Below are 14,246 nucleotides of genomic sequence, written 5' to 3'. Positions count from 1 at the left end.
CTTGAGGCATGGCCAACCGTCTCGCCCGGGCGACCTCGCCCTACCTCCTGCAGCACAAGGACAATCCCGTCGACTGGTGGCAGTGGTCGGAGGAGGCGTTCGCCGAGGCGCGGCGGCGGGACGTGCCGGTGCTCATCTCGGTCGGCTACGCGGCCTGCCACTGGTGCCATGTCATGGCGCACGAGTCCTTCGAGGACGAGGCGATCGCGGCCCGGCTCAACGCGGGCTTCGTGGCGATCAAGGTGGATCGTGAGGAGCGGCCCGACGTCGACGCCGTCTACATGACCGCCACGCAGGCGATGACCGGGCAGGGCGGCTGGCCGATGACGATCTTCGCCACGCCCTCCGGTGATCCGTTCTTCTGCGGCACCTACTTCCCGAAAGACCAGTTCGCCCGCCTGATCAGCTCGGTCGGGACGGCCTGGCGCGACCAGCGGGAGGATGTGATCCAGCAGGGCGCCGCGGTGGTCCAGGCGGTGGGTGGCGCTCAGCTCGTCGGGGGTCCGACGGCCCCGATCTCCGCGGAGCTGCTCGCCGCGTCGGCCTCCGGCCTTTCCAAGGAGCACGATCAGATGTACGGGGGATTCGGCTCCGCCCCCAAGTTCCCCCCACACATGAACCTGTTGTTCCTGCTGCGTCACCACGAGCGGACCGGGTCGGCCGAGGCACTGGAGATGGTGCGTCACGCCGCCGAGCAGATGGGCCGGGGCGGCATCTACGACCAGCTGGCCGGTGGGTTCGCGCGGTATGCGGTGGACGCCACGTGGACCGTGCCGCACTTCGAGAAGATGCTGTATGACAATGCGCTGCTGCTCCGGGCGTACACGCGGTTGTGGCGGATCACCGGTGACGTCTTCGCGCGCCGGATCGCCGACGAGACGGCCGCGTTCCTGCTCCGCGACCTCGGTACCCCGCAGGGCGGCCTGGCGTCGGCGCTGGACGCCGACACCGACGGGGTCGAGGGGTTGACCTACGCGTGGACGCCGGCGGAGCTGATCGGGGCGCTCGGCGAGGAGGACGGCACGTGGGCCGCCGACCTGTTCCGGGTGACGACGCGGGGCACGTTCGAGCACGGGAAGAGCGTGCTGGTGCTGGCCCGCGACATCGACGCGGCCGACCCGGCGCTGGTGGAGCGCTGGCGTGACGTCCGGCGGCGGCTGCTCGTGGCCCGCGACGAGCGGCCGCAGCCGGCCCGCGACGACAAGGTGGTCGCCTCCTGGAACGGGCTGGCCGTCACCGCGCTGGCCGAGCACCCGTCGGCGGAGTCCCGGGCGGCGGCGATCGCGCTGGCCGGGGTGCTGGCCGACCGGCACATCGTCGACGGCCGCCTGCGCCGGGTCTCCCGCGACGGTGTCGTCGGGGCGCCGGCCGGCGTGCTGGAGGACTACGGCTGCGTCGCCGAGGCTTTCCTCGCCGTGCACCAGCTGACCACGGAGTCACGCTGGCTGGACTTGGCCCGGCAGCTGCTCGACGTGGCGCTGGCCCGGTTCGGCAACGGGCAGGGCGGGTTCTACGACACCGCCGACGACGCGGAGAAGCTGCTCACCCGCCCGGCCGACCCGACCGACAACGCCACCCCGTCGGGTGCGTCGGCGATCTGCGCGGCCCTTGTCACCTATGCGGCGCTGACCGGTGAGACGTCCTACCGGGAGGCGGCCGATGCGGCACTGGCCACGCTCGGGCCGCTGATCGAGGGCCACCCGCGGTTCGCCGGCTATGCCGCAGCGGTCGCCGAGGCCGCGCTGGCCGGTCCCCTGGAGATCGCGGTGGCCACCAACGACCCGGAGGATCCGCTGGTCGAGGCCGCTCTCCGTCATGCGCCGGGCGGTTCGGTGATCGTCGTCGGCGCCCCGGACCAGCCGGGTGTCCCGCTGCTGGCCGGCCGTCCACTGACCGACGGTGCCGCGACCGCCTACGTCTGCCGCGGTTTCGTCTGCGAGCGGCCGGTCACCACCACGGCCGACCTGGTCGCCCGCCTCAAGGGGTGAGCTCAGTGCTCCATCGGCAGGTGGTCGTGCGGGTCCGACTGGAGCAGCCAGCGGAGCGGCTTCTCGGCCGTGACCTGATACGCGCCGTTGACCAGCCGGTACATCGTCACCGTGTTCGCGGTGTCGCGTGCCACCGTCCAGTACAGCGGGATACCGGCGCCCGCATACTCGTTGACCTTGGTGAACTTGTCCGTCGCCTCGGAGCCGGGCGAGATGATCTCGATGATCAGGAGCAGGCCGTCGAGATCGAGCCAGACCGCGTCACCCGGCTCGTGTGACCAGACGGTCAAGTCCGGAATCCGCCCTGCGTGACCGACGGATCCGGGAATCCGGATACCCGGGACCTGCAGGATCTGATCATCGGGCCAACCGGCCCTCAGTAGCCATGACATCAGACGGGTGGCGAGTTTTGCGTGCTTACCGTCGGGGGGCGGAACTACGGAGAGGACTCCCTGAGTGCTGGTCTCGTAACGGCGTCCGTGATTGTCGGCCTCGTTCATGGCGGCGAGGTCGTCGAGCGTGATGGTGGTAGGCATCAGCCTGCCGATTGCCTCTGCGCTCATATCGCAATGGTAATCGTGGGCAAGGACTGTCACCGGGTCGTGGACGGGTGAATTCCGGTGGACGGCCCCGCTGACGGCGGTAGCGGCCGGAGGCCGGGGGCGGGGTGGTGCGGTGGGGGGACGGGTGGCCGTACCACCGCGATTTGGGGGTTGATCTGCGGCGTCGCTAGGCTGGCCTGGCGATGGATACCCGAACCGGTCTGCCTGTAGTCGGCATGGTGGGAGGCGGGCAGCTGGCCCGTATGACCCATCAGGCCGCCATTTCTCTCGGCCAGTCACTGCGTGTGCTCAGTGAGAAGCCCGACGACAGTGCCGCGCTGGTCGCGGCCGATGTGCCGATCGGCACGCACACCGATCTCGCTGCTCTGCGTGAGTTCGCGAAAGGGTGCGACGCCGTCACCTTCGACCACGAGCATGTGCCGACCGAGCACATCGAGGCGCTCGAGGCCGAGGGGGTGAAGATCTTCCCGGGGTCGAAGGCGCTGGTCTTCGCCCAGGACAAGGGCATGATGCGGGAGCGGCTGGCCTCCCTGGGAGCCCCGGTCCCGCGCTGGGCGCGGATCTCCTCGGCCGAGGAGATCGAGACGTTCGCCGGCGGGTCCTGGCCGGTGGTGGCCAAGGCGACCCGCGGGGGTTATGACGGTCGTGGCGTCTGGATGGTCGGCTCCCGCGAGGCCGCCGACGATCTCGTGTCGACCGGCATCTCGCTGATCGTCGAGGAGAAGGTGCCGCTGCGGCGCGAGCTCGCCGCCCTGGTCGCCCGGTCCCCGTTCGGGCAGGTCGCGGCCTATCCGGTGGTGGAGACGGTGCAGCGTGACGGCATCTGTGTCGAGGTGATCGCGCCCGCGCCGGGCCTGTCCGAGGAGCGTGCGCTGGAGGCTCAGCAGCTCGCCATCGACCTGGCGACGTCACTCGGCGTGGTCGGCCTGCTCGCCGTCGAGCTGTTCGAGACCGACGCCGGCATCGTGGTCAACGAGCTGGCGATGCGCCCGCACAACTCCGGTCACTGGACGATCGAGGGTGCCCGGACGTCGCAGTTCGAGCAGCATCTGCGGGCGGTTCTGGACTATCCGATGGGTTCGACCGCACTGACCGCCCCGTTCGTGGTGATGGCCAACGTGCTGGGTGGCGAGCCCGGCGGCATCTCCATCGACGAGCGGCTGCACCACCTGTTCGCCAGCGATCCGGGCGCGCGGGTGCACCTCTACGGCAAGCAGGTCAGGCCGGGCCGCAAGATCGGTCATGTGACGGTGCTCGGCGACGATCTCACCGAGGTGCGCGCGCGGGCGGTTCGCGCCGCGAAGTGGCTTCAGGAGGGTGTGTAGATGAATCCCGTCGTCGGCATCATCATGGGCAGCGACTCGGACTGGCCGACCATGGAGGCGGCCGCCGTGGCGCTCGCCGAGTTCGACATCCCGTTCGAGGTCGGTGTCGTCTCCGCGCACCGGACCGTGAAGAAGATGGTGGACTACGCGGAGTCGGCGGCCGACCGGGGCATCCGGGCGATCATCGCCGGGGCCGGCGGTGCGGCGCACCTGCCGGGCATGGTGGCGGCGCTGACCCCGCTGCCGGTCATCGGCGTCCCGGTGCCGCTCAAACACCTGGACGGGATGGACTCGCTGCTGTCGATCGTGCAGATGCCGGCCGGTGTGCCGGTGGCGACCGTGTCGATCGGCGGTGCGCGTAACGCCGGCCTGCTCGCGGTCCGCATCCTCGGGGCCTCGCACCCGGAGATCCGCCAGCGGATGGTGGATTTCCAGGCCGGCCTCGAGAAGCTGGTCGCCGAGAAGGACGCGGCGCTGCGCGACCGCCTGATGGGCTGACTCACCGCATCTTCGACAGCACCTCGCGGAACTCCTGGGTGCGCCGGCGATTCTCGCTCGACGCTCCCAGGAACAGCAGGACCACACCGACCGGGATCAGCATCAGCCACGGGCCGCCGACGGTGAACGCGAACGCCAGTGCCGCGACCACCGTGGCCACCGTGCCGACCACCACCGGCGCCTGCTGGCGGGTGCGCGAGCCGATGATCAGCGTCGCCACCGCCCCGAGCAGCAGGAGCACCGCCCGCAGGTCACCGCCGTTACCGGCGATCACGATGCCCATCGTCGGCACGAACGCGGCCAGCAGCGCCGGACCGTACGCCGCCCAGCTGCTCAGGTCGGGCCGGTGATGTGCCTCCACGATGCCGACCGCCAGCGCCAGGGCCGCGAACGGCAACGTGTACGCCTCCGGCAGCCCCACCTCGTTCAGTGAGATGAACAGCCACCACCCGGCGATCTCGAACCCGACCGCCACCCAGAACAGGGTGCGCCGCTGACTCGCCGTACGGTCCGGCCGTGACGCCGTCAGACCCAGCACCGCACCCCACGCCGCGAGCAGCGCCGCCAGATGGGCGGGAGAGTAGAGGGCCAGCACCCCGGCGACAGCTGCCGACGCGTACCCACTCCACTCGACGGTGATCGCCTCGGCCCGGTACTGCGGCAGCCCGAGCCGGGGCAGTGCCGCCTCCAGCGACAGCAGCCCGGCACCGACCGCGAGCACACCGAACGCCGCCCAGTGCCGCTCCAGACCGGCCGAGATCGCCACCGCCATCACGAACATCTGGCCCATCACCGCGGCGAACAGCCAGCCCAGCAGACGGGCCGACTGACTGCGCCCGGCGAGCGCCGCGACCAGCCCGACCCCGACCGCGCTGCCCAGGGTGAACACGGTCAGCGACTCCAGCGCCAGACTGCCGGCCAGCCCCGCACCCCCGGCCAGCAGGCCGATCACGAAGACCACCCCACGAGTGGTACGCAGCAGCGGCGCCCGGTGCGCGACCGGTGGCGGGGTGAGCGCCAGCCCCAGCATCGAGATGGTGAAGACCACCAGCGCCGCCCCGGTGGCCGCCGGGAAACCGGCGTGCATGGCGATCGGGGTGATCAGCAGGGTGAGCGCGAGACCGGGCAGGATCACCGGAACCGCCTCGGACACCTTGCCGCCGAAACCGACGGCGGCGAGCGCTGCGGCACCGGTGAGCAGCACCGCGGCCAGGGCGCTGGTGCCGTCGACGGTGCCGGCGGCCGGGTCGGTCAGCGCCGGGATCGGGCCCTCCCAGATCGCCCGCAACTGGCCCAGCGGGTCGACCAGCGCCGCCCGCAGAGCCGGGGCCAGCGAGAACAGTGCCAGCACGGTCGGCAGGAGAGCCAGCATCACGGCACCCGCGGCCGGGTCGGCGAGCCAGCGGGAACCCCAGCCGGACCGGTGCATGCGCATGTAACGGCTGGCCGCCGGACTGTCGTCGAACGGCGCGATCCGGGGAATCGGCGACGGTGGCGGCGGGACCGCACCGCGCAGCATCTCGGCGAGCACCCCGACCAGGGCGGCCGCGGCGGCGTAGAGAGCCGTCGGATAGTCGGTCGGGATGCAGGCCACCGCGGTCACCGTGGCGCCCAGCACCACGCCGATGGTCGCCCACGGCAGGTAGTGCGGCAGGTAACGGCCGAGCGCGGCCAGAATCGCCAGGCCCAGCGTCGAACCGGCCAGCGCGGCGGTCAGGATCACCTCGATGCCGTTGCCCTGGGCGGCGGCGAGCGCGGCCAGGAAACCGGGCAGCGCCAGCAGCACCGAGCCGGTGGCCGCGCCGCCGATCTGCGCCCGGTGTTCCGGCAGCACCCGCTCCGGCGCGCGATCCGGCACCTCGTCCATCTCGGCGGTGTCCTCGAACGAGGTCGGCGGCGCCTTCACCGGGATCCGGGCGGCGGCCGCGACCAGCACGCCGAGCAGCACGACCGCCAGCAGTGCCAGCGCCGTCGACCAGGGCCGGGCCAGACCGGCCGAGACGGCGTGCAGCAGCACCGCGGCGGCGACACCGGTACGGGCCCGGGCCGAGTGCGCGTCGGACGCGGCGACCGCGGCCAGTGCGAAGGCCACCGCGACCGCCGTGCCCACGAGCAGCGGCGACCACCAGGGCATGCCGAACGCGTACGGCGTACCGACCGTGGCCAGCGCGGCGGCCAGCCCGGAGGCGTAGGGGGACCACGGTTTCGGCATCGCGATCGCGGCCGTGATCGCGATCGCGACCAGGGCGAACGGAGCCTGCCAGGCCCCCGGCGGAGCGGCGGCCGGGTAGGCGGTGAGATCGGCGTCCCACAGCGGGCCCGGCAGCGACAGCACCTTCAGCCCGCTGACCAGGGCTTGCCAGCCGGCGATCGCGCCGACCACCAGGGCGGCGACCCCGAGGCCACGGGCCGGGCCGGGCCGCCACTCGTCCGGCAGGATGGTGACGCCCATGCCGACCAGCAGCACCATCACACCGGCGACGGCGAGTGGCGCGTCCGGGAAGGCGAGGGCGGCGACCCGGGCCAGGGCGCCGCAGATCGCCACGGTGGCGGCCGCGGCGGCGATGTCCGGGCCGTCGAGCACCCGGTCCGTACGCCCCCGGTTGTCGATCGATTTGGCGAAGAACAGCAGGAGGGCCGCGCCGAGCAGTAACGCGCCCACCCAGATGTCGGGCGCCGTGGCGCCCGGGGCGAAGAGCGCGGCCAGCGCCATCGCGACCGCGCCCAGCCCCGTGCCGACGGTCATCGGCAGGCTGATCTCCCGGCGGGCCACCTGGAACACGGCGGCGTAGCTCAGCGTGGCGGCGACCGCGAGGAACCCGGCGGCCAGCGCCGGAACCGTCGAACCGGCGTTCGGCGGCGGGCCGCCACCCGGGTCGGAGACGGCCAGCGCGGCGGTCACCGCGGCACCCGGGATCGCCAGCGCGGCGGCACCGGACGCCCAGTCGCCGATCACCCAGGCGAACAGCCGGACCGGGATCTGCCGGGCCGCGATGGCAACCATCACCCCGGCCCCGGCCAGCGCCGTCAGCACGGCCGCGGTCAGCCACGAGGCGCTCAGCGCGGCACACGCGCCGAACAGGCCGACCACACCGGCCGCGGCCACGTGCGTCGCCGCGGTCCGCAGCGTGTTCGCCCACAGACCGGCGGCGCCCAGGCCGATCGACGCCAGAACCAGCGGCCACGGCGCCTCCGACCAGGGCAGACCCAGCGAAGCGGGCACGGACAGCGCGGTCAGCGCGATGCCGATCACCGCGCCCTCGTGCCGGATCGAGGTGGGCAGTGCCAGGGCCGCGGCGATCGTCATGAGCAGGGCGCTGAACGCCAGCAGCCAGCCCGACGGGCCGACCGCCTCGGCGAGCCGCTGCGCGTACGCCGCGGTGTCCGCGTCCCAGATCGGGCGGGCGGCGGCGACCGGGGCGATCGCGGCGCGCAGCACGTCGACCCCGACGACCAGGCCGAGCAGGACCAGTGCGCCGGTCGACGCGTACTGCGGGCCGCGCCGCACCGTCTCGGGCAGCATGCCGATCAACGCGCCGGCGACGGCGACGGTCGCGGCGGCGGCCACCACGCTCCAGTTCGGCGCCACGACACCGGCGATCCGGGCCATCGTGCCGATCACCGCGAGGGTGAGGACGGCGCCGGCCACGTTGATCGCCGTCGGCTGCCGCAGCAGGCGGGCGGCGGCCACGGCGGTGAGCGCGGCGGCGATCAGGACCACACCCGAGCGCAACGCGTCACCCAGCACCTGCGCCTGGAGCAGCGCCACCGACGAGTAGAGCAGCGCGCCCGCGGACGCGATGCAGAGCAGCGCGAACGTCAGCTCCCGCAGCCAGTCGGCGGACGGCGGGACGGCCGGCGGTGCCAGCGGCATCGAACCGGCGGGCGGTGCGCCCTCCGGCCGCGGCCCGGGGAAGATCCGGGTCGGCAGCCAGCGGCGACGCGGCCGGTTGAAGCCGGAGATGATCAGGTCCGGCTCCTCCTGGCGGGACTCCGGGCGGGGCGGGGCGTCCGCGGCGTACGTCGAGGGGTCGGCCGGGTCGCCGTCGCGAACGGTGTCGGCGTCGGCGAGCGACTCACGGTCGGCGGCCACCGGCCGCCCCAGCGGCCAGCGCGGCACGAGCCGCCCGGCCCGGATCACCCGGGTCAGGAGCAGCAGGTCGAGGAGGGCCACGGCGGTCAGCGCGAGGCCCCAGCCGGCCGGGCTCTGGATCATGGGGTACGCCAGGAGCGGCGCGACCGGCTGCGTGGCGATCACCGTCGCGTACCGCGGAGCGGCCAGTCGCGTGGCACCGGCGTAGAGGAACGCGGCCACCGCGGTGATCGCGAACGTGATGCCGAGATAGAGCGCTGTCGGCACGTTCGCACCGGTCAGCGGGCTGTCGTGCAACGCGTACAGCGTCATCGGGAGCAGGATCAGGCCGATCGCGGCGATCGCCTCGCCGGTCGAGGTCAGGCCGCGCTTGGCCACGCCCGGCGCCACCGACAGGGCGATCCCGGTGGACAGCGCCAGGATCAGCGCCCGGGAGAACTGGGAGTCCGCCACGGAGGCGAAGACGACGGCCGCCACTCCGAGCAGCAGCGCGCCCAGGACCAGCAGAATGTTTTGCACCGACTGGGTGGACGCCTCGGGCGGGTGCTCCATGGTGGCCAGCGGCGGGCGGCGCGGCGGTGGTTTCGGCCTAGCCTGCGGTGGCGTCTTCGGCGGCTCGGGACGCTCGGTCGGTGGTGGATCGTCGACGAGCACGGCCACGCCGTCGGTGGCGACCCCGGGCGGGCCGGTGTGCGTGGTGCCGGGCTCGGCCCAGTCCGGCGGCGGGCCCGGCCGGCGCGGCGGAGCGGTCTCGTCGGCCTGGACCGGGGCGGGCTCGCCCGGCTGCGGTGGTGGTGGGTAGTCGACCGGCTTGCGCCGGGCTCCGGAGGTCCGGCGGGCCTTCGCCCCCTTCGTCCGCTGCTGCTTCTGTGCGTGCGCGAGGATGTCACGCTGGAACAACGCGGCCTGGAGCTTGCTCGCGATCTTGGTCCGCTCGGCGGCGGCCTGCATGTCGCGAATCTTCAGGTCGGATATGGAGGCGTCGATGCGAGCCAGTTGTTCGTCAACGTGATCGGGCTCGTCAGCCTGCGCCACAGGACCTCCTCGACCGTCCGGCCGCTGTCTGTAGTTAGAGCATGCCTTTCCGGCACCTCATTAGAACAGTCTCAAGCGGGTGGAGATCTGTGGAAACGGCCCCGAACCCGGCGGTTTCCCCGGGAGCCCTGGTCAGGCCGCGATATTCGGCACACTCAGGACTGTTGCCCAGCCCACGCTACGCACCGGTAACATTGCCCCGGGACGACCTTAAGGATGGTTAAGGGCATGGCTGATTTCGACGTCTACCGGCTTCCGGAGGACCACGAGACGATCCGCGCCGCCGTGCGCGAGGTCTGTGACGCGCGGGTCGCCCCGCACGCCGCCGAGGCTGACGAGACGGGTGAGTTCCCCAAGGCGTCGTATGACGCCCTGCGATCCTCGGACTTCCACGCCCCGCACATCCCGGTGGAGTACGGCGGTGCCGGCGCCGACGCTCTCGCCACCGCGATCGTGATCGAGGAGGTGGCCCGGGCCTGCGCCTCGTCGTCGCTGATCCCGGCGGTCAACAAGCTCGGCACGATGCCGCTGATCATCGCGGCCTCCGAAGAGCTCAAGCAGAAGTATCTGAGCAAGGTCGCCGCCGGCGAGGGCATGTTCTCCTACTGCCTCTCCGAGCCGGAGGCCGGCTCCGACGCCGCCTCGATGACCACCAAGGCCGTCCGCGACGGCGACCACTGGGTGCTCAACGGCGTGAAGCGCTGGATCACCAACGCCGGCGTCTCGGAGTACTACACCGTCTTCGCGGTCACCGACCCGTCCGCGCGGTCCCGTGGCATCTCCGCCTTCGTCGTGGAGAAGTCGGACGCGGGTGTCAGCTTCGGCGCCCCGGAGAAGAAGCTCGGCATCAAGGGCTCCCCGACCCGTGAGGTCTACTTCGACAACGTGCGCATCCCCGCCGACCGGATGATCGGCGACGAGGGCACCGGCTTCGCCACCGCCATGAAGACCCTCGACCACACCCGGGTCACCATCGCCGCGCAGGCCATCGGCATCGCGCAGGGCGCGCTCGACTTCGCCCTGGGGTACGCGAAGGAGCGCAAGCAGTTCGGCAAGGCGATCGCCGACTTCCAGGGCCTGCAGTTCATGCTCGCCGACATGGGCATGAAGCTGGAGGCGGCCCGTCAGCTCACCTACGCGGCGGCCGGCAAGAGCGAGCGCGGTGACGCCGACCTGACCTACTTCGGCGCCGCGGCGAAGTGCTTCGCCTCCGACGTGGCCATGGAGATCACCACCGACGCGGTCCAGATCCTCGGCGGTTACGGCTACACCCGCGACTACCCGGTCGAGCGGATGATGCGAGACGCCAAGATCACCCAGATCTACGAGGGTACGAACCAGGTGCAGCGCATCGTCATGGCGCGCCAGCTCCTGAAGGACTGAGCAGGCGGAGTTCAGGCAGTTCAGACCGGGGTCGACTGGTGGTGGTCGATCCCGGCCTGCTCGCATGTGCGATCAGCCGGCTGCCCCGATCCACCGGTAGCGACGCTTGGGGCTTCGGGGGGGCCGATGGCGTCGATGGTGCCCGCATCCATCATGTCGCGCAGGTGGTTCTGGACTGCCCGTCGTGACAGTCCTGTCGCTTCGGCCAACTCGCCCGTGGTCGCCTCACCACGTGCCTTGAGCGCCTGCGCCACGTCGGGTGTCGGTTCGTCGGGTAGCGCGGAGAAGAGGTCTGGTGCCTCGGTCCGTCCGGAAACCGCGGGGTCGAGAACGTACCGCGCGTAGCGGCGGCCGCCTTCCTTGAGGGCTAAGCCCTGCTCGACGAGATCTCGCAGAACCTGGCCGGCGGTGACGCGATCCACGCCCCATTGCCTGAGCATTTCGTTGGTCAGGTAGTCCTCGCGCAACATCGCCACGGCGATCTGATGCGCCGGCGTGGGTAGATGCGCCCCGAGTGCCGCGATCCAGCGGCGCGTCTCGGGGCTGAGAAGCTCTGATCGCGCCATGGTGACCATGAAGCTGGCGATGGAACTGCGGAAGCTGGGGCGAGGTAGACCGCGACTGCGCGCTACGGCGAGCATCGCCGGGATGCCGGAGGATCGGTTCCCGGCGACCAACTCGTTCGACGAGGGGAGGTAGGTGTCGGCGAGAAGGCTGGCCAGTACCGCGTTGCGTGAGGACGAGATTCCCGCTTCGCCGAGTTCGTCGATGGTGACTCCGCCGTAAAGGCCGCCTGGGCTGCGAACGACGAGCCGGTCGGGGAACAGCTCGACCTGCACCTGCGTTCCGCGGGTCACGGGACTGTAGTCGCGGTGCATCAGTGCGTTGACGAGTGCCTCGCGGACGGCTTCCAGCGGATACTCGACCTCGTCGACGCGTGAGCGCCACGATCGCTGATGACCGCTCGGACGGCGAGGTTGTGCCGGAGCATGGACAGCGTCGTCTCGATCATCCCGGGGATCGAGCCCCGTACGGTCTGGTTGTCCAGGAATCTCGTGCCGGAGGAGCGATCCGGGCCGTGCACGACGACCGAGACCATCAGTTGAGGAAAGTACTGCTGGGGAAACTGCCCGTAGGCGAGAAGCCCGGCAAGCGTCAACGGATCGTCGGCCGAGCGCCCAGCGGTGATCCCGAGCCGGAAAAGGACGGTCGGGTCGTCTGACTGGGCCAGCTTGGGAAACCCGGACCGGATTCTGCGCAGTGTGCGGCGCAACGCTTCGTCGTCCAGGTCCTGCACAGTCGTCCCGTCAACGGCTTCCCTGTCGTACAGGGGCTGGGTCCGTGCGGCCATGACCAGCGCGATCTCGGCTTCGGTCATGTGCCGATCGCCGTCGCCGCCGCGTACGTAGGAGCCTCCCGAGATTCCCTGCGTCGTGACGTATACAGGGCGCTGGTCCGCCGGTGCCGGAGGCACTTCGGCGACGACCAGCCACCGGTCCTCAACCTCGACGACAGCTTCACTACCCACAGCTCTCAATCCACCACCTGACTTCGCACTCCGACAAGCGGAGTGCGAAGTATTGCGAAGCAGGTGCGAAGTAAGTACGAAGCTGAGGGATGCGGGCCCGACCCGCGACCGCCGTGCTGCCCGAAGATGTTCACACTTCGTCACCGCTGCGGCCTTTGGCGTGGCCTGAATGCTGGGCGGGGCGGGTGCGAAGCCGAGAGACGCCGCGCGCCTCGGCGAACCGCTTCAGGGCGTCGAGTTGCTTCGCTGCCAGGCCCGCAGGAGGTCGGCGGGGCCGTAGGCGGCGCTCAGCCCGGTGGTCGACACGCCGCTGCGGCTCACAGCTACCAGGGGGATGGGGTCGTCGGTGATGGTGGTGCGGTGCCTCTGCAACGCCACCAGATCGTGATCGTCGAACGCCGAGGCCGTCAGCCATTTGATGGAGCCGACGAAGAGCAGACGCTTCGCCACGGGTTCGCGGTCGGCGCCGACGATGTCGATCTCGACGCTGTTGGATCGCGTCCAGTAGGAGCCGATCGCCGGTGCGGCGGGCAGTGCCCCGTCCGGTAGCAGGCGGGCCAAGGACTCCCTGAGCAGCGGCTCCACCGCCCGCCCGCGCCACGTGGTCCACCCCGCCTTGACACGTTCCAGGGTGAGGTCGCCCCGCAGGCGTTCGATTTCGGCCAGGTGGGGTGCCACGAAGGTCAGCCAGAAACGCAGATACGGGTCGGTGACCCGATAGCGTCGTTCCTTCGAGGGGGTGGTGGCGATCGGCAGTTCCGCCGCGACGATGCGCTTGTCGACGAGCACCTGGGCGGCTCGCGTCAACGTCGAATGCGAGATGCCTCCGGCGGCTCGGCCGATGTTCGTGAAGGTCCGCTCGCCGCTTCCGATCGCGGCCAGAACCGTCCGGCCCATCGCGGACTCGGGGAACTCCGCGGCCAGCGACCGCTCGGCCGATACCAGAAGTGGCGAGACGGGATTGGCCAGCTCGGCCGTGAGGAACTGCCAGAGGCCGGTGCCCGGCCGCCAGCCGGCGCAGATCAGCGGAAGGCCGCCGGTCACCAGGGCCGCGTCGAAGGCGTCGGCCGGGTCCAGCCGGAGCATCTCGCCGACCTCCGCCGGGTTCAGCGGCCCGAGGATCATTTCCTTGCCACGCTGGTGGAACGGTCTGCCGTAGGAGCCGAGGGCTTCCATCATCGACAGGTCTGACCCGATCAGGACGAGCAGGACCGGTTTGCGGCTCAGTTCACGGTCCCAGGAGCGCTGCAGGATCCCCTCGAAGGCGTCCACTCGATCGATCAGGTAGGGCACCTCGTCGATCACGACGACAGACGGCTGATCGTCGGGTAGGACACCGGCGAGCTGGCGCAAGGCGGCACTCCAGTTACCGGGAGTCGCGTCGTCGAACACCGCTCGCTCCGGCAGCGTGGAGGATCGGACCGCCTCGGTGAACGCCTCCAGTTCGATGTCGGTGGACGCACCGGACGCGGTGAAGAAGACCGAGGGCGTGCCCGCGCGGTCGACGAACGCCTCCACGAGACTGGACTTGCCGATTCGGCGTCGTCCCCGGATGAGAAGGCACTGACCTGGGGAAGGATCGTTGCCGCGCGGACCGACGTCCCCCAGCAAGGCGTTGAGCGTGGCGAGTTGCCGCTCCCTGCCGACGAATGCGACCACGGGCCCTCCCGAACGCAGATCGATCTGGTATGCAGTGACACTTTCAGCAGAGATAGTATCGCTGGAGATACTATCTCTGCGGGAACTTTTGTGGAGTCCAGGGTGTGCGCGGGCCTGATTCCGCGATCCCGCTTTTCCGGTCGACATTCGCGTCCGTTCGGCCGATCGCAATCG

Annotated in this window: 9 protein-coding genes; 4 read left to right on the top strand and 5 right to left on the bottom strand. The window is 71.0% G+C overall.

Annotation, left to right across the window (positions count from 1 at the left end):
• Nucleotides 1-8 precede the first annotated feature (8 nt).
• Nucleotides 9-1,988: a thioredoxin domain-containing protein gene (locus ACFO0C_RS38160; RefSeq protein WP_378071660.1), complete on the top strand. Its 1,980-nt coding sequence runs from the start codon at nt 9-11 to the stop codon at nt 1,986-1,988.
• Nucleotides 1,989-1,990: 2 nt separating this feature from the next.
• Here the strand turns inward: ACFO0C_RS38160 and ACFO0C_RS38155 are convergent, their stop codons facing one another.
• The gene (locus ACFO0C_RS38155; RefSeq protein ID WP_378071707.1) at nt 1,991-2,488 is read right to left on the bottom strand and encodes a Uma2 family endonuclease; all 498 of its coding nucleotides are present in this window, start codon (nt 2,486-2,488) and stop codon (nt 1,991-1,993) included.
• Between the two features lie 245 nt (nt 2,489-2,733).
• Between ACFO0C_RS38155 and ACFO0C_RS38150 the strand changes: the two genes are divergently transcribed.
• Complete coding sequence (locus tag ACFO0C_RS38150; protein ID WP_378071659.1) at nt 2,734-3,876, top strand: 5-(carboxyamino)imidazole ribonucleotide synthase; 1,143 nt, start codon at nt 2,734-2,736, stop codon at nt 3,874-3,876.
• Nucleotides 3,877-4,374, top strand: coding sequence for a 5-(carboxyamino)imidazole ribonucleotide mutase (gene purE, locus ACFO0C_RS38145; protein WP_093618589.1), 498 nt, complete (start codon nt 3,877-3,879; stop codon nt 4,372-4,374).
• Nucleotide 4,375: 1 nt separating this feature from the next.
• Here purE and ACFO0C_RS38140 read toward each other — a convergent pair whose 3' ends face one another.
• Entirely contained in the window at nt 4,376-9,502 is a 5,127-nt protein-coding gene (locus tag ACFO0C_RS38140) for an SCO7613 C-terminal domain-containing membrane protein (RefSeq protein ID WP_378071658.1), read from the bottom strand.
• A gap of 228 nt (nt 9,503-9,730) precedes the next feature.
• On the opposite strand from ACFO0C_RS38140, the gene ACFO0C_RS38135 reads away from it, so the two are divergent.
• A complete protein-coding gene (locus tag ACFO0C_RS38135; protein WP_378071657.1) occupies nt 9,731-10,885 on the top strand; it encodes an acyl-CoA dehydrogenase family protein in 1,155 nt (384 codons plus the stop codon).
• 20 nt (nt 10,886-10,905) lie between these two features.
• Here ACFO0C_RS38135 and ACFO0C_RS38130 read toward each other — a convergent pair whose 3' ends face one another.
• The 3 genes from ACFO0C_RS38130 to ACFO0C_RS38120 form a co-directional block, all read right to left on the bottom strand.
• Nucleotides 10,906-11,724: an ATP-binding protein gene (locus ACFO0C_RS38130; protein ID WP_378071656.1), complete on the bottom strand. Its 819-nt coding sequence runs from the start codon at nt 11,722-11,724 to the stop codon at nt 10,906-10,908.
• Nucleotides 11,725-11,762: 38 nt separating this feature from the next.
• Entirely contained in the window at nt 11,763-12,422 is a 660-nt protein-coding gene (locus ACFO0C_RS38125) for a hypothetical protein (RefSeq protein WP_378071655.1), read from the bottom strand.
• Nucleotides 12,423-12,638: 216 nt separating this feature from the next.
• On the bottom strand, nt 12,639-14,219 hold the full coding sequence (locus tag ACFO0C_RS38120) for an ATP-binding protein (RefSeq protein WP_378071654.1): 1,581 nt from the start codon (nt 14,217-14,219) through the stop codon (nt 12,639-12,641).
• Nucleotides 14,220-14,246 lie beyond the last annotated feature (27 nt).

The organism is Actinoplanes subglobosus (genome assembly GCF_042650585.1).
In the GTDB taxonomy this organism is placed as follows: domain Bacteria; phylum Actinomycetota; class Actinomycetes; order Mycobacteriales; family Micromonosporaceae; genus Actinoplanes; species Actinoplanes subglobosus.
This window is presented reverse-complemented; position numbering and strand designations above follow the sequence as displayed.